Source organism: Streptomyces regalis, from assembly GCF_001509475.1.
Lineage (GTDB): Bacteria > Actinomycetota > Actinomycetes > Streptomycetales > Streptomycetaceae > Streptomyces > Streptomyces regalis.
Genome location: NZ_LLZG01000265.1, coordinates 30406 through 54315 on the forward strand (window position 1 = coordinate 30406; position 23910 = coordinate 54315).

Below are 23910 nucleotides of genomic sequence, written 5' to 3' on the forward strand. Positions count from 1 at the left end.
GTTTGCCCACTCGCTCTCTGCTAGGCCGATGTCCAAGCTCCGCTTCGCTGCGTCTGGACTGAGTGTCGGCGCCGCAACGTGCGTGATCGTGGCGATATGTGCGACGTATTCGTTCGTAGGCGCTGACGCCCACCCCGCCACGCTGCACGACTCGGACGGCACACTGGCATTCAACATCGCCTTCGTCGCTCTTCTCTCGCTGGCCGGACTCCTGACTCTGCCGCGTACCACCGTCCGCCTCGGGCTGGGTCTGGCTGTTGGTACCGGTTTGGTCCTTCCAGGCTTGTTCGTGGCTGACATCGTCGGCATGTTCCGTTCCGGCCCGTCTGGCGCCTCGGACTACGTCGCCCCGGGTGTTGGGTTCTACTGGGGCGTCATTTCCGCTGGACTGGCGATCGGGGCGGCCGCCTCGGCCGCAGCCACGCTTCGTCGAGGCGCCGACTTCCAGTTCGCCCCGACCCGGGCGAGCGCTCTATGGGCGGCCCTCGGGCTGCTGTGCGCTGCGGCCTGGCTCGTTGGCACGTGGCTCCCCTGGCAGAAGCAGGAGCTCGCGTTCACGCCGGCCGATGGTACGCCCCAGACGCTCACGTACGGGCCCTGCTGCTCACTGTCAAACATGCCCGCACAGTGGGCGATACAGGCCGTCGTCGTTGCCGTGCTTATCGTGGTCGCCTGTCTCGTGTCGGCCTGCCTCCGGTCGGCCGCTATCACTTCGGGAATCCTGCTGGCAGCGTGTGTCTGCTCCGCCAGCAGCGTGCTCTCTGCGCTCTGGAGCAAGCCGTACACCCTGGCGGAGCTGGCGCCGGGCCTTGAAGTGAGCGAATACCAACTGACCCAGGTGAAGGCGGTCGTCTCGTTGCATCGTCTTCCTGGCGTTTGGATCACTTCCGCTGCAGCCCTCGGACTGCTCCTCCTCGCGGTGGTCCGAGGGCTCCATGCCGCCGCTACCGCACCGCAGGCCACTCGAAGCGAAGAAGCGACGGCCGAAGCCTGAGCTGGCCAGCGGGGTGGGGTATGACCCCATGCGCTCTCATTGGCGGACCGCCGTGTCTTAGCAGCTCGGATTCTGCCACGGTTCCAAGGCCGTTGGCCGACCCCCGGGACGGCTGGCTCACGCAGTTTCCCCAGGTCGCAGGCACATTGCAGCATTGCCCCGTCGATGTCGCCATGAAAACTTCGCCCTCAACTCGACTGCCCTTCGTCAGCATTGAAGCCTGAACTACGCTGCCGCCATGGCAGACCTGATGCGTCCAGACCCGTCCCTTCCGCGGTTTACAGACGTGTTCCTTCCGGTGTACGCAGACCAGTTCCTTCTGCACGCCCTCGAAGCGGGCGCTGGCGACCTCGACGAGGTTCTCTCCACTCAGCCGGTAGTGGAAGCGGCAGGTTCGGAAGCACAGGCCATCGCCGTGGTCTCCGTGCTCCGCGCGAGGGGCTGGATGGTCGCAGAGATCACCTACGCCAGCGGCTTCGTTGAACTCGTTCGCCTGACGCCCAGCGGGCTCACGGAGGCTCGAAGGCTCAAGGCCGAATCGACCCGACGGAGTTCTCGAAGGTCATACACCCGCATCGCCGTGTTGCGCTGGGTAGACGACACTGCCCCAGCGTCCGGATCTGCCGATCTTCAAACCTTCGTGTTCTCGCCAGCCAGTTGGTTCTGCGGGGGCCAGCTCGCATGGGACGAGATCCACGAAGCTGTGCAATACCTACGGGAGAAGGGGCTCCTCGAACGGTACGGCGGACGGGAGCTGGCTCTGACACCGATGGGTCAAGACTGTGTTGAGGCAGGTACAACTGTGGAGGTATTCATGCAAGGTCAGCAGAACACGGGTCCCACCCAGAACTTCTTCGGCGCCGTTGGAGCGGTGAACAGCACCGTGCACGGAGGGCAGGTCATTGCTGGCAACAACGCCACGGTGAACAGCGGTATAGACGGGGCGGCACTGGCCCAACTCATTACCCAGCTTCGAGCCGCCACGTCCGACCTCGACCTCACCGCGGAGGAGGTCGAGGCGTACGAAGCGGACATCGTGCGGCTTGGGAGCACCGAGGACCGTGAAGAGCAGCGAGGTATCTGGCAGAGCCGTATCGCGCCGAGGCTTGGTTCGGGAGTGCAGGCCGGGAGTGCCCTGGCCACGATCATCCAGTTCGGGATGGCTCTCTTCGGGTAAGAGCACTGGGTAGACAAGTGGCGAGGGACTCCACCGGCTCGCTGATGCACTTGGGGGGCGCTGCCGCGCCCCTGCTTTCCTTGCCGTTGTGGCATCGGCTTCCGTGTCGGCACCAACAGAGGCCGCCCAGCCACCGGAGGCAAGACAGATAAGAGAAGAGGTGAACGTTTCCCCAGGTCGGAGGTCATGTCGGTACACGCGTGGCGTGTGCGGGCTACACGCACAGCGTGTGCTCACCGATCCGGGTGAAGGCGACAGGGGACGGGTGCCCCCTTTCCCTTCTGGAACAAGTGGGGAGGCAGGACGAGGCACGCCGCCCCCGATCGGGGCGAGACGAGGTCCAGCTTCTTGGCGCGCGCTATCGCGTTGTTCGTGCTCTGATCGGACAGTGGGTTTCCGTCCTTGCTCAGCAGGGAGGCCAGTCTCCCCGGCCCGAAGCTCGCATGGCCCTGGCGGTCCGCCCATCCGAGTGCGGCGAAGTGCACGCGATACGCGAGCTGGTGCCCGGGATTCTGCGCCATGCGGCGGTACTCATGCTGAGAGACACCGCCCCAAGGGCGGTTAAAGCCGAAACTGATGGACACTGGTCGCACCCCCTTCCTGCGGGGCGTGGCCGCAGTCGTGCGTCTCTCCCTCGACGAGGGGTGAGGTGCAGACCTCACAGGTCCAGACGACTTCGATCGTGATGTTCAAGGGCTGGCGACTCCTGGCGCTGGCCGAGGGCAGCACGGAGCCGCGCCTCAGCGTTGGGTGGAAGTCGCGCAGTACCGTCCTGCGCTTCGGGATGTCCTCGACGTCCCTGCGAGCCCCTCGGGATCGCGGCCCCTCACGGAGTGGCCAGCTCTACCGCCGCTGAACGGCGGGAGCTACGGTGTCCGCTCCCAGAAGGAGCGGGAGAGTCTTCCTATCCGGAGTCCGGGCCGGCCGTCAAGCTGGAACACCTCCGGGCCTGGCTGACCGAGCCGCCCGGAGATGCCTGTCCCGGCTCCCTTGTCAGAGCCTTGCGGCGAAGTCGTCGCCCTTGATGACCAGGCGTTCGCGTACGTCGCGCGGGATCTTGAGCCGCAGGTGTACGGACGGGGCGCGCACCCCCTTGACCTTCGTACGGGTCACCTCGCACATGACGCCCACGCGGCGCAGGTCTTCGGCCATGGCCTCCATGCCGCCCGCTTCCCACATCTCCCGGAAGGTCTTGCCGTTGTGCACGAGGACCCAACGGTCTTGCGTGGTCTCGGGATCGATTGCGCTCAACTCTTCCGTGAGCTTGTCGAGCGTCTTCTCCGCCCGCTCGCGAGTGAACCGCGTCTTCGAGAAGCGGCCTTCTGGTTCGAGCTCCGCCATGTAGTAGGAGATGGCGTCTTCGAGCCGCTTCACTTCGGCGCGCGCCTCGGCCCCCTTCGCGTACTCCCGGACCTGGACAGGGAATTTACCGAGGACGCGGAGCACGTCGCCCACGAGGACGTCGTAGACATCCTGCGGGTTGGGCGCGCCGAGGCCGCCGCCCTTGCACTTGCCGCAGCGCAGGTAGGTGTAGCTCCGGCCGTTGCTCATGTTCTTTTGCACGGTCATGTTGGTCGAGCAGTCGACACAGATCAGGACTCCCAGGAACTGTGTCACTCCGCCCGTCTGTCGGGTGGGCTGGTTCTTGCCCCGGCGGTCGAGTGCTGCTTGCAGGGTCTCGAACTCCTCCTCGGTGAAGATCGGAGGGCCGACTCGTATCGGCTTGCCGTCGTTGCCGAGGACGAGTCTGCTCCGTCGCTTCCCGCCCTGCTTGTTTTCCTCGACCCGGTACCCCATGAGTGCGGGGTTACGAAGGCGGCGGAGGAGGGTCGACGTGGTGAGTCCTGCCGACATGAGGCCGGAGCGGACGAGACAGAGGGCCATGCGTCGAGCGGAGACGCCCCGGAGCGCCATGCGCCGGGCCCAGTGCAGTGCCTTGTGTGCGCTCGGCTCGATGGCGAGTGCCGGCTTGCCGTCCACTTTCGTCGTGACGTAACCGTACGTCGGCTTGCCGACGAGCCACGAATCCTGCGTGCGGGCGTAGTCCCACAGCGACGTGACGCGGGTCGACGTGTTGGCTGCCTCGATCTCCGCGATGCCGCCGATGAGCGTGACCATGATCCGGCCCACGGTCGTGCTGAGGTCGATCGCGTCGTTCTTCGATACGAGGTTCTTCCCGTACCGCTCGCACCACTCGATCATCGTGGACAGGTCCGTCATGCGACGGATGAAGCGGTCGAGCTTCCAGAAGAGCAGAGCGTCGAACTCCGGGGCCCGGTTGTTGAGCCACTCCCCAAGCTTCTTCCGCTTCCACGGCGGAACCTTCGTCGCCGACACGTTGAGATCGGAGGCGACGCCGACAACGCGGTACCCCTTCTCTCTGGCCAGGAGCCGCAGGTCGAGTTCCTGCCGCACCGGCGATGTCGTGTCTTCCGTAAGTACGGACAGGCGGACGGAGATGAGCGCGCGCGGGGCGTCCTCGGGGAGCAGGGCCTCCGCCCGCTTCAGATCCTCCAGGAGAGCCAGGTCTGAGGCGGTCCACTCGCTCTCGATGTCGTACGTCTTCATGGTCGCGGAGCGTACAGGCCAGATGTGGAGCTGTCTTCCTATGGCCGCAGATGGACACGCACATCCAGATCCGCCCGACCGGCAAGAAGCTGCTGCCTCTGACTGTCAAGAACGCTGCGCCGGCTCCCAGCGGGCACTCGCATTGAGGTGAGTGAGTCGTTCCTGTGAGTGCTTCGTTCCTGTGAGTACCTCTGAGCCCCCTCTTGATTCGAGGGGGCTCAGTTGTGTCCGGTCAGGAGCTGGTAGCCGCAGCCGCAGCCGGATGCCGTCGGCTCGCGGCGTAGCGCATGGTGTACGGCCGCAGGTTCCAGGCCCCGACCGAGTAGCCGAGGCCGCCGGTGCCTCCGGTACGGGCCTCGATCTGCCAGGGTGCGCCGCCGGTGGGGTAGAAGCGCAGGGTCAGGGTGCGGCCCGACGGCAGGTAGAGCTCGGCGACGGAGCGGTCCACCACCAGGCGCAGCTCGACCGGGACACCGGACGCAGCCGTCGCCTCGGGGCAGGGGATGCGGAAGGTGCCGCCGTGGGCGCGTGGGTCGAGGGAGGCGTGGTCGCGGTCGACGACGAGCTCGCCGGCGTCCGGGTCGATCCTGATGTCGAGGTACTCGGCGCCGTCGGCGGAGGTGACGAGTCGTAGTCCGGCTGTCGTGTCGGCGGCGCGGGGTTCCAGACGGGCCGTCAGGTCGAAGCTCGGGCTCACTGTCCCCAGGACGGCCGTTGCGGTGGTCCTTCCGGTTGCGGTCACCGCGCGTTCGTCGCGCAGCGCGAGGAGTTCCGCGGCCGGTTGCTGTCGTAGGGAGCCGTCCTCGGCGAGTGTCACCTCGCGGGGCAGCGTCAGCAGGCCGGCCCAGCCGGACTCACGTACCCACTCGGGGTCGCGGGCCTCCCAGGACCAGCCCCACAGCAGCCACCGCCCGTCGGGGGCGGGCAGCAGGGCGGGGGCGTAGAAGTCGGGGCCGTGGTCGAGGAGGGAGGGGGCTTCGGCGAGGAAGCGGCCGTCCTGCTCGCGGCCGGGGTAGACCACGGTTCGGCGCGGTCCGAGTTCCGGGTCCCAGGCGCCGATGAGCAGCGCGCCCCGTCCGTTCGCGTGCAGGTACTGGGGGCACTCCCAGCCCAGTCCCGTGTCGGCGCCCGGGGCCACCGGCTGCGGGACGCGGGCGAGGAACGGCCCCCGGTACTCCCACTCTTCGAGGTCCGCGGACTCGTACAGCAGAGCTGCCGCCCGGCCGTTCGCCTGGGCGGAGCCGACCAGCATGCGCCAGCGGTCGGCCTCGCGCCAGACGTACGGATCGCGGTACATGGTGGCGCCGTCGGGCGGCTCGGGGATGAGCAGGCTGCCGCGCGGTGTCCAGGTGACACCGTTGTCCCGGGACTCGGCGGTGGTGACCGGCTGGGCCCAGCGGTCGGTGCGGAAGGCGGAGTAGAAGGCGATCAGGCGGTCGCCGTCGGAGACGGCGTTGCCGGAGAAGCAGCCGTCGGCGTCGTCCGCGCCGGGGGTGGGGGTCAGGGCGACGGGCAGTTCTTCCCAGGTCAGCAGGTCGGGGCTGCGGAAGTGGCCCCAGTGCATGTGGGCGTGCTCGGGTCCGTAGGGGTTGTACTGGAAGCACACGTGGTAGTGGCCGTTGTGGAAGGCCAGCCCGTTGGGGTCGTTGATCCAGTTGCTGGGCGGGCGCAGGTGCGCGACGGGCAGGTGGGGGTCTGCGGGCATGACGGACACGCAGCGGTCCTTTCGGGTGGGGAGGCGGAGGAGCGCGGTCAGCCCTTGACTCCGGTGGAGGCGATGCTGTTGACGAACGATCGCTGGAACGCCACGAACAGGGCGAGGATCGGAACGGTGATCATGGAGGAGTACGCCATGATCTGGCCCCAGCCGACGTTGAGTTGGAAGAAGTAGGAGATGCCGACCATCACCGGCCGCAGTTCCTCGCTCTGCACGACCATGAGCGGCCACAGGTAGGAGTTCCAGGCGGGCAGGAAGGTGAGGATGGCGACGGTGGCGATCGCCGGGCCCGACAGCGGCATGACGATGCGGCGGTAGATGGTGAACCAGCCGGCGCCGTCCACGATCGCCGCCTCGTCGATCTCCTTGGGGATGCTCTGGAAGTACTGGTGGAAGAAGAAGATCGAGAAGGCGTTGGCGACGAACGGCACGATCTGGACCTGGTAGGTGTCCATCCAGCCGGTGGTCCACTCCAGGTGGAAGCCGTTGACGCGGAGCAGCGGCAGCTGGTTGACCCACCACACCAGCGGCAGTGCGAAGGTCTCGAACGGCACGATGAGGGTGGCGATGACGGCCGTCAGGACCAGCTTCCTGCCGGGCCAGCGCATCCGGGACAGGGCGAAGGCGGCCATGCTGTTGACGACGATGCCGAGCACCACGGTGATCGAGGAGATCAGCACCGAGTTCAGCAGGAATTGTGCCGCCGGGACCCGCTCGAACACGCCGGTGTAGTTGTCGAGTGACAGGGCGCCGACCGGCAGGAAGGCGCGCAGGGAGCCCAGGTCGCCGAAGATCTGGTCGTCCGGCTTGAACGACGAGACCAGCATGAACAGCAGCGGCAGCGCGAAGATCAGGGCCAGGGCGACACGGCCGGCGTGACCGGCGAAAATCCGCAGGAAGGAGGTCATGTCAGTCCTTCTCCCGGGTCAGGAAACGCTGGACGAGGGACACGGACAGCACGAGCACGAAGAAGACCAGGGAGATCGCGGCCGCGTACGCCGTTTGCTGCTGGTCGTAGCCGGTGTGCACCGCCTGGTGGACGACGGTCGTGGTGGAGTCGAGCGGGCCGCCTTGGGTCATCACCCTGATCTGGGTGAACAGGCTGAACGCCGCGATGGTGATGGTGACCAGCACGAACGTGCGGGTGGCGCGCAGTCCGGGCCAGGTGACGTGGCGGAAGCGGTGCCGACGGGTGGCTCCGTCGAGGTCGGCGGCCTCGTAGAGCTCGGCGGGGATCGTCTGCAGGCCGGCCAGCCAGATGATCATGTGGAAGCCGACGCCCTGCCACACCGACATCAGGATGATGGCGGGCATGGCGGTGGCCGGGTCGCCCAGCCAGTCCGGGCCGTCGACGTGGCCGAGGGTGAGCGTCGAGATGATGTGGTTGACCAGGCCGTCCTGCCGGTAGAGGAACGTCCACAGCAGGGACACCACGACCATCGAGGTGACGACCGGCAGGAAGTAGACGGTGCGGAAGAAGTTGACGCCCCGCACCTTCGCGTTGACCAGGAGCGCCAGCAGCAGGGCGAGCCCGGCCTGGAGCGGGACGACGACGGCGGCGAAGTAGGCCGTGTTGCGCAGGGACTTGTAGAAGACCGGGTCCTGGAAGAGCAGGGTGAAGTTCCTCAGCCCCACGAAGCGGGCCGGGGTGGGCGAAACGAGCCTCGCGTCGGTGAAGGCCAGGGCGAAGGCGAGGGCGACCGGTACGACGAGGAAGACGATCAGCAGCACGACGGCCGGGGTGGCCATGCCGACGGCGGTCAGGCTCTCACGGCGGCGTGCGCTGGTCGTTCGGGATCGCCGGACCGGACGCAGCCGCTCGAGGGCTGCGATCATGGTGGTCACGGTAGCTCCAGGGGGAGCCGGTCCGGTTCGGGCGCGCGACCCCCAAGAGGCAGCGCGGTCGGGGCCCGAACCGGACCGGGGCGGGTCAGCCGGCGTAGTAGTTGTTCGTCTTCAGGTTGTTGTCGATGTCCTTCGCGGCCTGGCCGAGCGCGTTCTCGGGGTCGGCGCCGGACAGGATGTCCTGGGCCGCCTTCTCGAACTCGGTGGAGATGTACGGGTAGGCCGGGGTGACCGGGCGTACCACCGCGTACTTGCGCGCGAACTGGACGAGGACGTTGAACTTCCCGCCGGCCTGGTAGCCGTCGACCTGCTTCGCGGCGGCCTCGGTGCCGGGGAGGGTGCCGGTGGTCTTGGCGTAGTCGACGAAGTACTTGGTCTGGCGGGAGAACTTCAGCCAGGCCTGCGCGCCGTCCTTGTTGGAGCAGGTGGAGCTCATCGCCCACTGCCAGGAGGCGCCGCCGATCCTGGGCCCGTCGCCGAAGTCGACCGGTGGGATGATCGCCAGGTCGTCGCCGAGCTTGTCGGCGTTCTTGGCCGCGTTCCAGCTGCCGTCCCACTGGATGGCGCTCTTGCCGGCCAGGAAGTCCTTGTTGGGGTCGGCGCCGGACTTCTTCGCCATGTAGCCCTTGGACACCAGTGAGCGGAACCAGGTGGCCCACTGCACGGAGTTCTTGCCGTCGAGCGTGCCCGAGGCGGTCTTGTAGCCGTCGCGGTCGATCAGGTCGCCGCCGAAGCTCTGCACCTGCGGGGAGTACGCGTACGACCACCACTCACCGGTGCCGCCGGTGCCCATCTCCAGCGGGTACTCGAACTTCCCGCTCTTCTTCAGCTCGGCCAGTGCGGAGTCGAACTCGGCCTTGGTCCAGGGCTTGTCGATGGTCGGGATGCGGATGCCGTACTCGTTCAGCACCGACTTGCGGGCGAAGAACGCCAGCGAGACGTCGTAGAAGCCGAACCCGTAGACCTTGCCCTGGTAGCGGCCGACGGTGCTGGGCAGCTGGTCGGAGAGCGGGACCTCGCTGCCGGAGACGTCGATCGGGGCGAGGTAGCCGCCCCAGGCCCAGTTCGCCACGTTGGGGCCGTCCACGTCGAGCAGGCAGGGCAGCTTGCGGGCCGAGGCGGCCGCCACGACGGAGTTGTTGTAGTCGCTCTGCGGGAACGCCTGGAGCTTGACCTTGTACTTGCTCTGGGAGCCGTTGAAGTCCTTGATGATCTTCTTGACGACGTCCAGCTCGGCCGAGTTGCCGGCGTTGTGCGTCCACAGGGTGAGCGTGTCGCCGTCGGCTCCGGACGTGCTGCCGCCGGTGCCGGACGCGCATCCGGCGACCAGCGCGGTCGCCGCCGCGACAGCTACACTCGCCACAGCGAGGCGCCTGGTTCTGAACACCACGAGGTTCCTCCATCTCACTGAGACGGGTCTTGCCGGACCCGCCTTGGCGACCGGTTGCGACGGTCGCTGTTCTTGGTGGTCGTCCCGCCGCCCGGAGGGTCTTCAGCTCCGGACGGCGGGACAACCGTTTTCGGGTGCCCGGTGTCAGCCCTCGGCGGGGGCGCCGATGGAGGCGCGTTCCCGCAGTGGCATGGGCACACGGTGTACGACTGCTTCGAGCGGACCCTTGCGGAGAATCAACTCCACGGCGAGACGGCCGAGTCGGTGGTGCGGCAGCTTCAGGGTGGTGAGCGCCGGGCGCAGTACGGACGCGATGTCCTGATCGTCGAAGGAGACCACCGACACGTCGCCGGGCACCGACAGACCCGCCTCGCCGAGTGCTTGGTACGCGCCGAGGGACACCCGATCGGTCAGGCACACCAGCGCCCGTGGCCGGTGGCCCGCCGCGAGCAGCGCGGAGACCTCCCGGTGGCCGTCCGGCGTGTTCCAGTCGCACTCGACGACACCGTCCAGGCGTGCGCCGCCCTCCCGCAAGACCTCTTCCAGGCCGCGCATGCGCTCGTTGCCGGCGATGATCCCCTCGGGCGTGGCCGGCACGGCCTGGTGGCCGCCGATCGCCCAGATGCCCTCGCGGTGACCGGCCGCGAGCAGGGCACGGGCCGCGTCCCGGCCGGCCTCCAGCTCGTCCGGCACGACGGACGGGGCGTCGAAGCCGGGGGCCAGGCAGTTCAGCAGCACGACCCGGCGTCCGAACAGCTCCTTGGGTGGAGTGACGTACCGGGTGAACATGGACGCGTAGATCACCGCGTCGACCTGGCGGTCCAGTAGCGCGTGGACGAGTGACGACTCGGCGTCGCGGTCGCCGCCCGCCTCCGTGATGAACAGCAGGTTGTCCCGCTCCCGGGCGGCCTCCATCGCGCCGCGGATCACCTCGCCCGCGAACGGCGTCGTGGTGATCCGGTCCGACACGAACCCGATGGTCTGCGTCGACTTGGTTCGCAGGCTGCGCGCGGTGACGTTGGGGCGGTAGCCCAGCTCCCGGGCGGCCTGAAGCACCTTCTGGCGGGAGGCGTCGGAGATGCGCATGTCGGTGCGGCCGGACAGGGCGAACGACGCGGTCGTCGGCGAGACGCCCGCCTGGCGGGCGACGTCGGCCATGGTCACGCGGCGTTCAGGCATCGGCGGCTCAGCTCCGTTGTTAAATCGGATTAGCAAGTTGCGACGAGACTGGGGCGCGCGTCGTCCGATGTCAACACTCCGGATATATCGAATGAGAAACGGTGCGGTTATGTGCCGTTTTGTGCGGTCTCCATGTGGCGCTGAGGTAAAACGGCATGCATTAGCTCTTGCGTTAGCAGGAGCGGCGCGCGAACGATGCCGAGCCATCCGGTTAAACCGATTTGGCACGGCATCAGGCCCTGCCGCGCATCACACAGGAGTCAGCCATGAGGAGAAGAACGGCCCTCACTGTCGTGTCCGCCGCCATCGGCGGCGCCGTCGCACCGCTCTCCTTCACCGCCACCCCCGCCGCTGCCGAGGAACAGCGCGGCCCTCAACCCCCCACCGCCCGCTGGGACTTCGACGAGCGCACCGGCACGCTCACCCGCGAGGCGGTCTCCGGCTCCGCCGACCCCATCGACTACGTCTTCGACGACGCCCGCTACAAGCCCGACAGTGATCCCGTGCGGCGCCGCGGGGTGCGCGGCCGGGCGCTGTACTTCGACGGCTACTCCACCGTCGTCACCGCCGACGGCCCGGGCAAGCTCGATCCCGCCGGCGGCATGACCGTCGACGTGTGGATCGCCCCCTACGCCTACGAGCACGGCATCGACGGCAAGCCCCAGGCCCTGGTCAACCAGCACGACCCGGATGCGAAGACCGGATTCCTGCTCGGTCTGCGCCGCTTCGGGCAGATCGTCTTCCGACTCGGCTTCGGCACCGACCTGATCGAGGTCGGGGGAGCCCAGGACCAGCCGGCCGCCAAGGGCCGATGGACCCACGTCGCGGCCACGTACGACCCGGCCGCCCGCCAGCTGCGCCTCTACCGCGACGGCCGGCCCATCGGCACGGCCACCACCCCGGACAGGCCCCCGCACCTGGCGGCCGCCGAGCCCCTGCTGATCGGGCGGCACAACCGGCCCACGCTGATCAACGGCGAGTTCCACGCCAACATGTACATGGGCCTGATGGACAGCCTCGTGATCCGCCCCGGCGCCCTGGACGACGCGACCGCGCACAAGGAGCACGCCGAGCAGGTCGAGGCGCTGCCCGGCCGTCTCGTGCCCCGCCCGGACGTGACCCTCGACCGGACCCGTTTCGACGGCGACCGGCACCGCCCCCAGTTCCACTTGCTGCCGCCCTGGCACTGGATGAACGAGCCGCACGCGCCCGTGTACTTCAAGGGCAAGTACCACATCTTCTACCAGCACGATCCGCTCGGCCCGTACTGGGGACAGATCCACTGGGGGCACGCGGTCAGCACCGACATGGTGCACTGGCGGGACATGCCCATAGCCCTCGCGCCCGCCGCCGACTCGGTCGGGCCGGACGGCTGCTGGTCGGGCTCGGCGTACGTCGACGGCGACCGCGGCCCGGTGCTCTTCTTCACCGGCGGCGACGACCGGCTGCCGTACCGCCAGCGCACGGGGACGGCCGTGTCCTCCTACCAGGCCGACGGGGACACGGATCTGCCCACCTGGACGATGAGGTCCGAGCCGGTCACCGAAGCCCCGGCAGGGCTCCCGGCCGGCCCCGGCACCGCGTGGGCGGAGAACTTCCGCGACCCGTTCGTCTGGGAGGAGGACGGCGTCTGGTACCAGCTGGTCGGCAGCGGCATCGTCGACTACAACGGCACGCAGGTCACCAGGAAATACGGCGGCACCGCCCTCGTCCACACCGCCCGCAGGCCCGAGGGCCCTTGGACGTACCGCGGTCCCCTGCACTGGAACGACCTGACCGCGGTGCCCGAGCCCGGAGAGGCGTGGGAACTGCCGGTACTCCTCCCGCTCCCCGGCCCCAAGGGCGGGCGCACCGGCAAGCACATCCTGCTGGTCAGCCCGTGGTGGGAGGCGTTCCACCCGAACGCCGTCAAGCACACCTACTACTGGATCGGCACCTTCGACAAGGATGCGTGCCGCTTCGTACCCGACCACGAAAAGCCCCGCGAGTTCGACTTCGGCGAGCACTTCACCGGCCCCTCCGGCTTCGTCACCCCCGACGGCCGGTCCGTGCTCTTCAGCATCGCCCAGGACCGCCGCAGCGAACAGCAGCACGCCCAGTCCGGCTGGGCGCACAACGCCGGCATGCCCGTCAGCGTCTCGCTGCGCCAGGACGGCCGCCTGGGCGTCGAACCGATCACCGAGGCGTCCGGCCTCCGCGGCAGGCGGCTCGCCGGGATCCGGCAGACCTCCGTCGAGGAAGCGAACCGGCAGCTTGCCGGGGTCTCGGGCGACCTGCTGGACATCAGCACCGTCATCGAGCCGCGCGGCGCCCGGAAGATCACCCTGGCGGTCAGGGCATGCGCCGACGGCACCGAGGAGACGCTGCTGTCCTACGACACCGCCGAGCGACGCTTCTGGATCGACCGCGGCAGCTCCAGCCTCGACCCGGACGTACGCAAGGGCGTGCACGGCGGAACCGTCGACCTGGACGGCGGGAAGCTGCGACTGAGGGTCCTGCTCGACCGCTCGATGCTGGAGGCGTACATCAACGGGACCAACAGCCTCACCAGCCGCGTCTACCCCACCAGGGAAGACGCCATCGGCCTGCGACTGACCGCCGAGGGAGGCGCCGCCCAGGTCCTGGAGCTGGACGTCTGGCGCATGAACGGCGCCTACGACACCGCAGTCGCCCCGGCCGCATACGACCCGCCGCGCCCCGCCGACGTCGATGCCCTTCCCAACCACGACTTCGCCTCGGGGGATCTCACCGGCTGGACCGTCGTCTCCGGTACGACATTCAGCGACGCCAACGTGACCACCCGCCCCGACTGGGGCTGGGGCGGACCCTTCTGCCAGGCAGAGACCGATGAGGACCCGGCCGGCCACCACCTGTGGGGCTTCAACCCGAACGCGGGCGGCGACGACGCCACGGGCGTGCTCCGCTCCGCCACCGTGGTCCTCGGCGGAGACGGCGTGGTCGACCTTCTCGTGGCCGGCGGCCATGACCCCGACCGGCTCTATGCGGCCGTGGTCCGCGCCGGCGACGGCAAGGTGCTGGCCAAGGCGACCGGCCGCGGTGTCGAGCAGTACCGCCGTGTGGTCTTCGACCTGTCCGCTCACCTCGGCGAGCGGATCTACGTCGAGATCGCCGACCGGTCGACGGGCGGCTGGGGCCACATCAACGTGGACGACGTCAACGTGCCTGTCCGCCGGGAGTGACAACTCCAGCCCCACGACGAACGCGTCGAGGCTTGGTCGCCCGCACGATCGCGGAGTGCATGCCGTCGGCGACGGGGTGCGTGGGTGTGATCTCGACGTCGGTGAATCCCGCTGCTTCGAGACCCTCGCGGTACTCGGTGAAGGAGAGGGCGCCCGCGATACAGCCGGCGTAGTCACCCCGCTCCCCGCGCTGGGCCGCAGTCAGTGAGTCGTCCGCGACCACGTCAAAGACGCCGATGCGGCCGCCGGGCTTGAGGACACGGAAGGTCTCGGCGAAGACGGCGGGCTTGTCGGTGGACAGGTTGATCACACAGTTCGAGATCACGACGTCGATGGTGTTCGCGGGGAGCGGGATCGCCTCGATGGTGCCTTTGAGGAACTCGACGTTGGTCGCCTTGGCCTTCCGGGCGTTGGCCAGGGCGAGTTCGAGCATCTCGTCGGTCATGTCGAGGCCGTAGGCCTTGCCGGTGGGGCCGACGCGGCGGGCGGAGAGCAGGACGTCGATGCCGCCGCCGGAGCCGAGGTCGAGGACGCGCTCGCCGTCGTGGAGGTCGGCCACGGCGGTGGGGTTGCCGCAACCGAGAGAGGCGGCGAGGGCCTCGGCGGGCAGGGCGTCGCGCTCGTCGGCCGCGTACAGGGTGGAGCCGAAGTTCTCGTCCACCTCGACTGGTTCCGGCCCGCAACAGGCGGTGCCACCCGCGGTGACCTGCACGGCTGCGGCGGCGTAGCGACGGCGGACCGTTTCGCGGAGGTCGGTGGTCTGATCGGACATGACTCACTCCAGGTGACGTTCATTGATGAAAGCCTCCGCCTTGTATTGGTAAACGTCAACATAGAGGCATGTCGAAACAAGAGTGCGATCTCCACCCCTGACACCTGCATCCGCCCGGGCCGTTCCGGCGTCTACGACGACATGGACCTCGAAAAACCGCCACCGCAGCGCCAGGACCCCGAAGGGTGCTTGGTCGTCGCGATCCGTATCCCGGTGCGGATCGTCGTGCTCGTGCTGGTCGTGCCGGTGCGGATGGCGTGGGACGCGCTCGTCGTCGGTGGGCGCTTCCTGAACGACGCGGTACTCCGGCCGCTGGGGCGGGCGTTGCTGTGGCTCGGACGGGCGGTGTTCGTCTGGCCGTTCGTGGCCTTGTGGCGATACGTCGTAGTGCCCGTCGCGAAGGGGCTCGCCTGGCTCGGGAATGTGCTCGTCGTCGTACCTGCGGTGTGGCTGTACCGATACGTGCTGACTCCAGTGGGGCACGCGTGCGCGTGGCTGGCGCGAGGGATCGGGGCCGGGTTGGCGTGGCTCTACGCGCGCGTGCTCACGCCGGTCGGGCATGCGGTGATGTGGGTCCTCAGGGGGCTCGGAACGGTACTGGCCGCGATCGGGCTCGGCGTGTTCGGCGTGGTGGCGTGGCTGGTGCGGTACCTCCTCGTCGTCCCTGCCGTGTGGGTGTACGAGTGGATCCTCGCGCCGGTGGGGCGGGCCATCGCCTGGTGTGCCCGGGGCCTGGTGTGGGTCGTGAGCACGGTCGTCACCGGGATCGGTGTCGCGCTGTACTGGACCGCGCGCGTGCTGTTCGTGCTGCCCGCAGTGGGCCTGTACCGGTGGGTGCTCACGCCCGTCGGACGGGTGCTCGCCGTCATCGGCAGGGAGATATGGGACGCGCTCGGGCACGCGTGGCGGATCGCAGGGCGGATCTCGTTCGCCGTCGGACGGTTCCTCGCGAACCTCTTCCGGTGGATCTTCGTGGAGCCGGTGCGCTGGGTGTACCGGACGGTGCTCACGCCGGTCGGGCACGTCGTCCGGGACGCCGTGCTGCGGCCCGTCGCCGAGGCCGCCCGCAGTGTGGGGCGCGCCACCCGGCAGGCGCTCACCGCCACCCGAGAGTCCGTACGGCAGGCGCGGGCCGACTTCCGGCGGATGCTGTTCGGGGAGCCGAAGCAGCGGGAGGCGGTGGCCCGGCGGGAACCTCCGGGCCGTGAGACACGTACTCTTGGTAGCAGTACGACCGCTCTCACGAAGGACTGAACGACACTGGGCAAGCGACAGCCCGAAGGCCCGCCGCCCGCACCCGCGGTGCAGCGCATCCGACTGCGCTACACCAAGCGCGGCCGCCTCCGGTTCACCAGCCACCGTGACTTCCAGCGCGCCTTCGAGCGTGCGCTGCGCCGTGCCGAGGTGCCGATGGCGTACTCGGCAGGGTTCACGCCGCATCCGAAGGTGTCGTACGCCAATGCCGCACCCACCGGCACGGGCAGTGAGGCGGAATATCTGGAGATCGCGCTCACCGAGGCGCGCGATCCGGAGCAGCTGAGAGTGCTCCTCGACGAGTCGCTGCCCGCCGGGCTCGACGTCACCGAGGCGGTCGAGGCCCGGATCTCCGGGCTCGCCGACCGGCTCACGGCGTCCGTCTGGGAGCTGCGGCTCGACGGCGTGGACCCGGCCGACGCCGAGCGCGCGGTCGCGGCCTTCAACGCCGCCGGGACCGTCGAGGTCCAGCGCATGACCAAGAACGGCGTGCGCACCTTCGACGCCCGCCCGGCGGTCGTCCACTTGGAAAGCACCGACGGAACAGAAACACACAGTTCGGCAGCTGATAGGCCGACCGACCAGCCCTGTGCGATACTGCGGCTGGTTGTTCGGCACGTGACGCCTGCCGTACGACCCGACGACGTCCTGTCCGGTCTCCGCGCCGTGGCCGACCTGGCGCCGCCGGTCCCCGCAGCGGTGACCAGGCTGGCGCAGGGGCTGTTCGATGAAGAGACCGGCACGGTGACCGACCCGCTCGCGCCCGACCGCGAGGCAGCGACGGCCCCAACCGAGGCCGAGACCGCTGCCGCCGCGACGGCGCCGGCGTAAGGAAGGTTCCGCGTAGGGACGGACGTCGAAGCGCCGCCCTCGTACTCGGGAGCCACCTGGGTCGGGCAGCGCACCGACCAGAAGACTTTCGCCAGGCCGTACGCATTCGGTGTACGGAACCGGTGAGACAGGACACAGAGAGCTCCCGTGCGGCGCCCGCGCCCCGGACGGCGGCAGTCGCGCATCGCGCGAGCCGCGGACGTCACCGGCATATCGCCGGACCAGGTGCGGCGCCCGGGAGCCTGACGGGAGAAACGCCCGCATGCTCGAACCGACCGAACCCACCGAGGGTTCCGAACTGACCACCCCCAGCGACACCCTGCCGCCGCGCCGTAGGCGTCGCGCCGCGTCGCGCCCGGCGGGGCCGCCTTCGGCTGCCGCCGAGGCACAGCCCGCAGAGGCGGTCGAGCCGGCCATACCGGTCGCCGAGACCGCCGATGTCGCGGCACTGGGTGACGAGGCCGAGAAGGCAGAGGAGAGCATCGAGGCCGAGGCCGAGGTGACTCCCGAGGCTGCAGCAGCCGAAGAGACCGAAGTGTCTGAAGAGATCGAAGAGACGGTGCAGGCCGCGCCCGCCGGTCGTACGCGTCGGCGCGCGGTGCGTCGTGCGTCCGCGCCCGCCGGGGCGCCCGCCGCTGTCGAAGCGGCCGAGACCGTCGTGCCGGTGGCTGCCGCGGCGTCCGTCGCCGAGGAGAGCCCGGCCGTCGCCGAAGCGCCTGCGGCTGAGAGCGCCGAGGTGACCGAGGAGGCCGCGCCTGCCGCGCGTACGCGTCGGCGCGCCGTGCGCCGTGTGTCGGCGCCTGCCGGTGCTCCGGAGAAGGCGGAGGACGCCGAGACGGTTGCCGAGACCGTGGTCTCCGCCGCCGAGAGCCCTGCCGCCGCCGAGGTGCCTGCCGGTGCTGAAGCGCCTGCGGCTGAGACCGCCGAGGTGAGCGAGGAGACAGCGCCGCGTCGTACGCGTCGGCGTGCCACGCGTCGGGTTTCCGCGCCTGCCGGTGCCCCGGCCGCTGAGGCTGCGGTGAGCGCCGACGTCTCCGCCGAGGCGGAGGAGCCTGTCGAGGCTGCTGCGCCTGTTGCGGCTGCCGACTCCGACGAGGCGGCCGAGGCTGCCGCCCCGCGTCGGGCCCGGCGTCGCGCCACGCGGCGTGGGTCCGCGCCCGCCGAGGCGTCCGAGGCCGTAGTTGCCGAGGCTCCGGCCGAGACGCCGGTGACGGCGGAGACTCCCGTGACCCCCGGTATCGAGGCGGAGACCGCCGCGGTCACCGGTGTCGGAGCGCCCGCCGAGGCACCCGAGGCCGAGGCCGACGAGGAAGTCACCCCCCGCCGTCGTCGTCGTGCCGTCCGGCGGGCCGCCGCCGGGTTCGCCGCGCCCGCTCAGGCCCCCGCCGCCGAGGCACCCGAGGCCCCGCGCCCGGCGCGGCCCGCCGTAGCCGTGTTCCAGGCGCCCGTGTTCACCGAGCCGCAGTTCCAGACGCCCCAGCGGGCCGCCGCCGAGGCCGCCGCCGAGGCGGAGACCGAGGACGTCGAGGAGTTCCCGGAGGAGCAGGCGCCCGCGTCTCGGCGTCGTCGCCGCCGCCGGGGCGGCGCGTTCGGCGAGGAGGTCGAGGCCCAGGGCGTCGAGGCCGCTGCCGAGGACGAGACCGAGGAAACCGAAGAGGCCGCCGAGGACGTCGTCGAGAGCGAAGAAGCCGAAGAGGCTGAAGAGTTCGAGGAGACCGGGTCACGTCGGCGTCGTCGGCGTGGTGGCCGGCGTCGTCGTCGTGGTGAGGCCGCGGAGGCCGAGGGCGGTGACGGCGAGGAGCTCGCCGCAGCGCAGGCCGCGCAGGACGCCGAGGACACCGCCGAGCAGGAGGAAGAGGACGCCGAGGACGAGGGCGCCGAAGAGGGCGCCGGTTCCAGCGCCAGCAGCAGGCGTCGCCGTCGCCGTCGTCGTCGCGCCGGTGACTCCGGTGTCGACGCCGAGCCCGGCGAGGGCGACCCCGAGCGCACCGTCGTCAAGGTCCGCGAGCCCCGTCCCCTGCGGGAAAAGGGTGCCGAGCCGTCCGACGAGGTGCAGTCCATCAAGGGCTCCACGCGTCTGGAGGCCAAGAAGCAGCGCCGCCGGGAAGGCCGTGAGCAGGGCCGCCGTCGCGTTCCGATCATCACCGAGGCCGAGTTCCTCGCCCGCCGCGAGGCCGTCGAGCGCGTGATGGTCGTCCGCCAGCACGGCGACCGCACGCAGATCGGCGTCCTCGAGGACAACGTGCTCGTCGAGCACTACGTCAACAAGGAGCAGTCGACCTCGTACGTCGGCAACGTCTACCTGGGCAAGGTCCAGAACGTGCTGCCGTCGATGGAGGCCGCCTTCATCGACATCGGCAAGGGCCGCAACGCGGTGCTCTACGCCGGTGAGGTCAACTTCGAGGCGCTCGGCATGGCCAACGGGCCGCGCCGCATCGAGTCCGCCCTCAAGTCCGGCCAGTCCGTCCTCGTCCAGGTCACCAAGGACCCGATCGGACACAAGGGCGCGCGTCTGACCAGCCAGGTCTCCCTCCCGGGCCGCTACCTCGTGTACGTCCCCGAAGGCTCCATGACCGGCATCAGCCGCAAGCTGCCCGACACCGAGCGGGCCCGGCTGAAGACCATCCTCAAGAAGATCGTCCCCGAGGACGCGGGCGTCATCGTGCGCACCGCCGCCGAGGGCGCGAGCGAGGACGAGCTGCGCCGCGACGTCGAGCGGCTGCAGGCGCAGTGGGAGGAAATCCAGAAGAAGGCCAAGAACGGCAACGCGCCGACGCTGCTGTACGGCGAGCCGGACATGACCGTCCGGGTCGTCCGGGACATCTTCAACGAGGACTTCTCCAAGGTCGTCGTCAGCGGTGACGAGGGGTGGGAAACCATCCACGGATACGTCTCGCACGTCGCGCCCGACCTGGCCGACCGGCTCCAGAAGTGGACCTCCGAAGTCGACGTCTTCGCCACGTACCGGATCGACGAGCAGCTCGCCAAGGCGCTGGACCGCAAGGTCTGGCTGCCCAGCGGCGGTTCGCTGGTGATCGACCGGACCGAGGCGATGGTCGTCGTCGACGTCAACACCGGAAAGTTCACCGGTCAGGGCGGCAACCTCGAGGAGACCGTCACCAGGAACAACCTGGAGGCGGCCGAGGAGATCGTCCGCCAGCTGCGGCTGCGCGACCTCGGCGGCATCATCGTCATCGACTTCATCGACATGGTCCTCGAGTCCAACCGGGACCTGGTGCTGCGGCGCCTGCTCGAGTGCCTGGGCCGGGACCGTACGAAGCACCAGGTGGCGGAAGTGACCTCGCTGGGCCTGGTCCAGATGACCCGCAAGCGGGTCGGCCAGGGCCTGCTGGAGTCCTTCTCGGAGACCTGCGTCCACTGCAACGGGCGCGGTGTCATCGTGCACATGGAGCAGCCGACGGCCGTCGGTGGCGGCGGCAAGCGCAAGAAGCGCGCGCGTGCCGGTGCCGGTCCCGAGCACGTCCACGAGGCGGCCGTCGCCCTCGAGCCGGTCGAGACGGCCGAGGAGGAGGCGGAGACCGAGATCGAGGTCGCTGCCGAGATCGCCGAGCCCGCGGCGCTGCCCGAGCCGGCCTTCGCGCCGGACGAGGAGCTGTACAGCAGCATCGCCGAGGCGGAGGCCGCGGCCGGGCGTGGCGGTCGTTCGCGGCGCCGTGGCGGTCGGCGCGTGTCTGCTCCGGCGGGTACGCCCCGGAAGCCCGAGGCGGTTCCCACGGCTCAGGACGTGACCGTCGCCGAGGAGGTGGCGCGTCCGGTGCAGCCGGAGCCTGCCGCCGAGGCGAAGGCCGAGCCCGTGGCCGTGGAGGACGTGGTCGTCGAGGCCCCGGCCGCGGAGGCCCCGGCCACCGCACCGGTCGCCGAGGAGGCCGCGCCCAAGGGACGTACGCGTCGTCGTGCGACCCGCAAGGTGTCCGCGCCCGCCGGGTCGCCCGCGGGGGCCGAGGCCGCCGTGGTCACGGTCAGCGAGGCCGCGTCCCCGGCGCCCGAGCCGGAGGCCGAGGCCCCGGCCGCTGCTCCGGCGGAGCAGGCCGAGAAGGCTCCCGCCGAGGCGGCCGCACCGACCGCTGCTCCGGCCCGTCCGCGGCGTCGTGCCGTGCGCAAGGCCACCGCGCCGACCGCGCCCGAGGAGACGGCCGTCGTGGTCGTCCCCGCGGCGGAGGCTGCGGAGGCCCCGGCCGCCGTGGAGGGCGTCGAGGAGACGGCTCCGGCCAAGAAGACGGCCCGTAAGACGGCCAAGAAGGCCACGGCGAAGAAGGCCGCCACCAAGAAGACCGCGGCCAAGAAGACGGTCGCCAAGAAGACGACGGCCAAGAAGGCGGCGAAGACCGCCAAGACGGCCGCGGCCAAGTCGACGGCGAAGAAGACCACGGTCTCGGCCGCCACCGACGAGTGATGCACGACTGATGCACGACAAGTGATGCGCGGTGCGGCCGGTCCCTGTGACCGGCCGCACTCCGTTGGAGCCCGGCCCGGTTTGACCCCCTTGGCTGCGGCCCCGTAACCTTGACCGTCGGCGTGTCCGTGGATATAGGCACGCCACATCCCCGTAAACCTCTTCCTCCGGAGCGCAGGGTGCTCTGGAGAGGCCGCCCGCGTGCGTGGTGGCTGGACTTCGGGGGTGCCGTTTCCGAGCGAGAGAGTGAGATCCGCGTGTACGCCATCGTGCGCAGCGGTGGTCGCCAGCACAAGGTTGCTGTCGGCGACATCGTTGAGGTTGACAAGATTTCCACTGCCAAGGTTGGCGACACGGTCGAGCTCTCGACCCTGCTCGTTGTCGACGGCGACGCTGTGACCAGTGACCCGTGGGTGCTGGCCGGCATCAAGGTCCAGGCCGAGGTTGTGGACCACCACAAGGGTGTGAAGATCGACATCCTTCGCTACAAGAACAAGACCGGCTACCGCCGTCGTCAGGGCCACCGCCAGCAGTACACGGCGATCAAGGTCACTGAGATCCCCGCGGCTGCGAAGTAAGGGACTGAGGAGAGATGGCACACAAGAAGGGCGCATCGTCCACCCGTAACGGTCGCGACTCCAACGCTCAGCGCCTCGGCGTGAAGCGCTTCGGCGGTCAGGTCGTCAACGCGGGCGAGATCCTGGTCCGTCAGCGCGGCACCCACTTCCACCCCGGTGCGGGCGTCGGCCGTGGCGGCGACGACACGCTGTTCGCGCTGAACGCCGGTGCGGTGCAGTTCGGCACCCACCGTGGCCGCAAGGTCGTGAACATCGTTCCGGTCGCCTGATCGGACACTTTCGCGAGGCGGACCTCACTTCCCAGGTGGGAAGGCGGGTCCGCCTTTCGCGTGTTACGTAGAAGACAAAGCCGTACGAACCTTTATCTGTGCTGGAGGCACCTCACCATGACCACCTTCGTGGACCGCGTCGAACTGCATGTCGCCGCGGGTAACGGAGGCCACGGCTGTGCCTCCGTCCACCGTGAGAAGTTCAAGCCGCTCGGCGGGCCCGACGGCGGCAACGGCGGGCGCGGTGGGGACGTGATCCTCACCGTCGACCAGTCGGTCACCACGCTGCTCGACTACCACCACTCCCCGCACCGCAAGGCCACCAACGGCAAGCCGGGCGAGGGCGGCAACCGGTCGGGGAAGGACGGGCAGGACCTGGTCCTTCCCGTGCCGGACGGCACCGTCGTCCTCGACAAGGCCGGCAATGTCCTCGCCGACCTGGTCGGGCACGGCACGTCGTACGTCGCCGCGCAGGGCGGCCGGGGCGGGCTCGGCAACGCCGCGCTGGCGTCGGCGCGGCGCAAGGCGCCGGGGTTCGCGTTGCTCGGTGAGCCGGGGGATCTGCAGGACATCGTCCTGGAGCTCAAGACGGTCGCCGACGTGGCGCTGGTCGGGTACCCGAGCGCCGGCAAGTCCTCGCTGATCTCCGTGCTGAGCGCCGCCAAGCCGAAGATCGCGGACTACCCCTTCACGACCCTCGTGCCCAACCTCGGTGTGGTGACCGCCGGTTCGACCGTGTACACCATCGCCGACGTCCCGGGGCTCATCCCGGGCGCCAGCCAGGGCAAGGGCCTGGGCCTGGAGTTCCTGCGGCACGTCGAGCGGTGCAGTGTGCTCGTGCACGTCCTGGACACCGCGACGCTGGAGTCCGACCGCGACCCCGTCTCCGACCTGGACATCATCGAGGCGGAGCTGCGGGAGTACGGCGGGCTGGACAACCGGCCGCGGATCGTCGTCCTGAACAAGATCGACGTACCGGACGGCAAGGACCTCGCCGAGATGGTGCGGCCGGATCTTCAGGCCCGTGGGTACCGGGTCTTCGAGGCGTCCGCCGTCGCGCACATCGGGCTGAAGGAGCTGTCGTTCGCGCTGGCCGACCTGGTCGGCAAGGCGCGGGCCGCGAAGCCGAAGGAAGAGGCGACGCGGATCGTGATCCGGCCCAAGGCCGTCGACGACGCGGGCTTCACCGTGACGCGCGAGGAGGCCGGCGGCGAGCTGCTGTTCCGGGTGCGCGGCGAGAAGCCCGAGCGCTGGGTGCGGCAGACCGACTTCAGCAACGACGAGGCGGTCGGCTACCTCGCCGACCGGCTCAACCGGCTCGGGGTCGAGGAGGAGCTGATGAAGGCGGGGGCCCGCTCCGGTGATGGCGTCGCCATCGGGCCCGAGGAGAACGCCGTCGTCTTCGACTGGGAGCCGACGCTGGTGGCGGGGGCGGAGATGCTGGGTCGCCGGGGTGAGGACCACCGGTTCGAGGCGCCGCGGCCCGCCGCGCAGCGCAGGCGGGACAAGCAGGCCGAACGGGACGACGCGGAGCAGGAGTTCGACGACTTCGAGCCGTTCTAGAGCGTCCTTCGCGAAGGCGCGTTAACGGCGGGGAAAGCCGGGGCGTACGGCAGGGCAACCTACCGTCGACCCGGTGAGTCGTACTGGGCGGTGCGGACGGGGATCTTGGGCCTCTCCGCCGTCAACTGCCCGTGCGACAACCGGAGTAGACGTGCCCTT

Annotated in this window: 16 protein-coding genes; 9 read left to right on the forward strand and 7 right to left on the reverse strand. The window is 69.6% G+C overall.

Features of this window, described 5'->3' with window-relative positions; genetic code table 11:
• Positions 1-28: 28 nt before the first annotated feature.
• Both ADL12_RS25325 and ADL12_RS25330 read left to right on the forward strand, forming a co-directional pair.
• Positions 29-994 carry a hypothetical protein gene (locus ADL12_RS25325; protein WP_159053293.1) on the forward strand — a complete coding sequence of 322 codons (966 nt, stop codon included), beginning with the start codon at positions 29-31 and terminating at the stop codon, positions 992-994.
• A gap of 238 nt (positions 995-1232) precedes the next feature.
• Positions 1233-2171 carry a hypothetical protein gene (locus ADL12_RS25330; RefSeq protein ID WP_062705473.1) on the forward strand — a complete coding sequence of 313 codons (939 nt, stop codon included), beginning with the start codon at positions 1233-1235 and terminating at the stop codon, positions 2169-2171.
• Between the two features lie 993 nt (positions 2172-3164).
• Here ADL12_RS25330 and ADL12_RS25340 read toward each other — a convergent pair.
• The 6 genes from ADL12_RS25340 to ADL12_RS25365 form a co-directional block, all read right to left on the reverse strand.
• Entirely contained in the window at positions 3165-4739 is a 1575-nt protein-coding gene (locus ADL12_RS25340; protein WP_107120021.1) for a recombinase family protein, read from the reverse strand.
• Positions 4740-4971: 232 nt separating this feature from the next.
• A complete protein-coding gene (locus ADL12_RS25345; protein WP_341846379.1) occupies positions 4972-6444 on the reverse strand; it encodes a glycoside hydrolase family 32 protein in 1473 nt (490 codons plus the stop codon).
• A gap of 47 nt (positions 6445-6491) precedes the next feature.
• A complete protein-coding gene (locus ADL12_RS25350; RefSeq protein ID WP_062705479.1) occupies positions 6492-7364 on the reverse strand; it encodes a carbohydrate ABC transporter permease in 873 nt (290 codons plus the stop codon).
• Position 7365: 1 nt separating this feature from the next.
• The gene (locus ADL12_RS25355; protein ID WP_244188051.1) at positions 7366-8292 is read right to left on the reverse strand and encodes a carbohydrate ABC transporter permease; all 927 of its coding nucleotides are present in this window, start codon (positions 8290-8292) and stop codon (positions 7366-7368) included.
• Positions 8293-8386: 94 nt separating this feature from the next.
• On the reverse strand, positions 8387-9664 hold the full coding sequence (locus tag ADL12_RS25360) for an ABC transporter substrate-binding protein (protein ID WP_244188052.1): 1278 nt from the start codon (positions 9662-9664) through the stop codon (positions 8387-8389).
• Positions 9665-9835: 171 nt separating this feature from the next.
• On the reverse strand, positions 9836-10870 hold the full coding sequence (locus ADL12_RS25365; protein WP_062705484.1) for a LacI family DNA-binding transcriptional regulator: 1035 nt from the start codon (positions 10868-10870) through the stop codon (positions 9836-9838).
• Positions 10871-11136: 266 nt separating this feature from the next.
• On the opposite strand from ADL12_RS25365, the gene ADL12_RS25370 reads away from it, so the two are divergent.
• On the forward strand, positions 11137-14070 hold the full coding sequence (locus ADL12_RS25370; protein ID WP_079052269.1) for a GH32 C-terminal domain-containing protein: 2934 nt from the start codon (positions 11137-11139) through the stop codon (positions 14068-14070).
• Here ADL12_RS25370 and arsM read toward each other — a convergent pair.
• Positions 14045-14842, reverse strand: coding sequence for an arsenite methyltransferase (gene arsM, locus ADL12_RS25375; protein ID WP_062705487.1), 798 nt, complete (start codon positions 14840-14842; stop codon positions 14045-14047). The two genes, ADL12_RS25370 and arsM, sit on opposite strands and share 26 nt — an antisense overlap.
• Before the next feature lie 141 nt (positions 14843-14983).
• Between arsM and ADL12_RS25380 the strand changes: the two genes are divergently transcribed.
• From ADL12_RS25380 to obgE, 6 genes are all read left to right on the forward strand, one after another.
• Positions 14984-16096: a hypothetical protein gene (locus ADL12_RS25380; protein ID WP_062705489.1), complete on the forward strand. Its 1113-nt coding sequence runs from the start codon at positions 14984-14986 to the stop codon at positions 16094-16096.
• 48 nt (positions 16097-16144) lie between these two features.
• On the forward strand, positions 16145-16927 hold the full coding sequence (locus ADL12_RS25385) for a TIGR03936 family radical SAM-associated protein (protein WP_062705491.1): 783 nt from the start codon (positions 16145-16147) through the stop codon (positions 16925-16927).
• 262 nt (positions 16928-17189) lie between these two features.
• On the forward strand, positions 17190-21341 hold the full coding sequence (locus tag ADL12_RS25390; RefSeq protein WP_062705493.1) for an Rne/Rng family ribonuclease: 4152 nt from the start codon (positions 17190-17192) through the stop codon (positions 21339-21341).
• A gap of 257 nt (positions 21342-21598) precedes the next feature.
• Entirely contained in the window at positions 21599-21919 is a 321-nt protein-coding gene (gene rplU, locus ADL12_RS25395) for a 50S ribosomal protein L21 (protein ID WP_007381993.1), read from the forward strand.
• A 14-nt stretch (positions 21920-21933) separates the two neighbouring features.
• Positions 21934-22188, forward strand: coding sequence for a 50S ribosomal protein L27 (gene rpmA, locus ADL12_RS25400; RefSeq protein ID WP_030961848.1), 255 nt, complete (start codon positions 21934-21936; stop codon positions 22186-22188).
• 117 nt (positions 22189-22305) lie between these two features.
• Complete coding sequence (gene obgE, locus ADL12_RS25405; RefSeq protein WP_062705495.1) at positions 22306-23751, forward strand: GTPase ObgE; 1446 nt, start codon at positions 22306-22308, stop codon at positions 23749-23751.
• Positions 23752-23910: the final 159 nt, after the last annotated feature.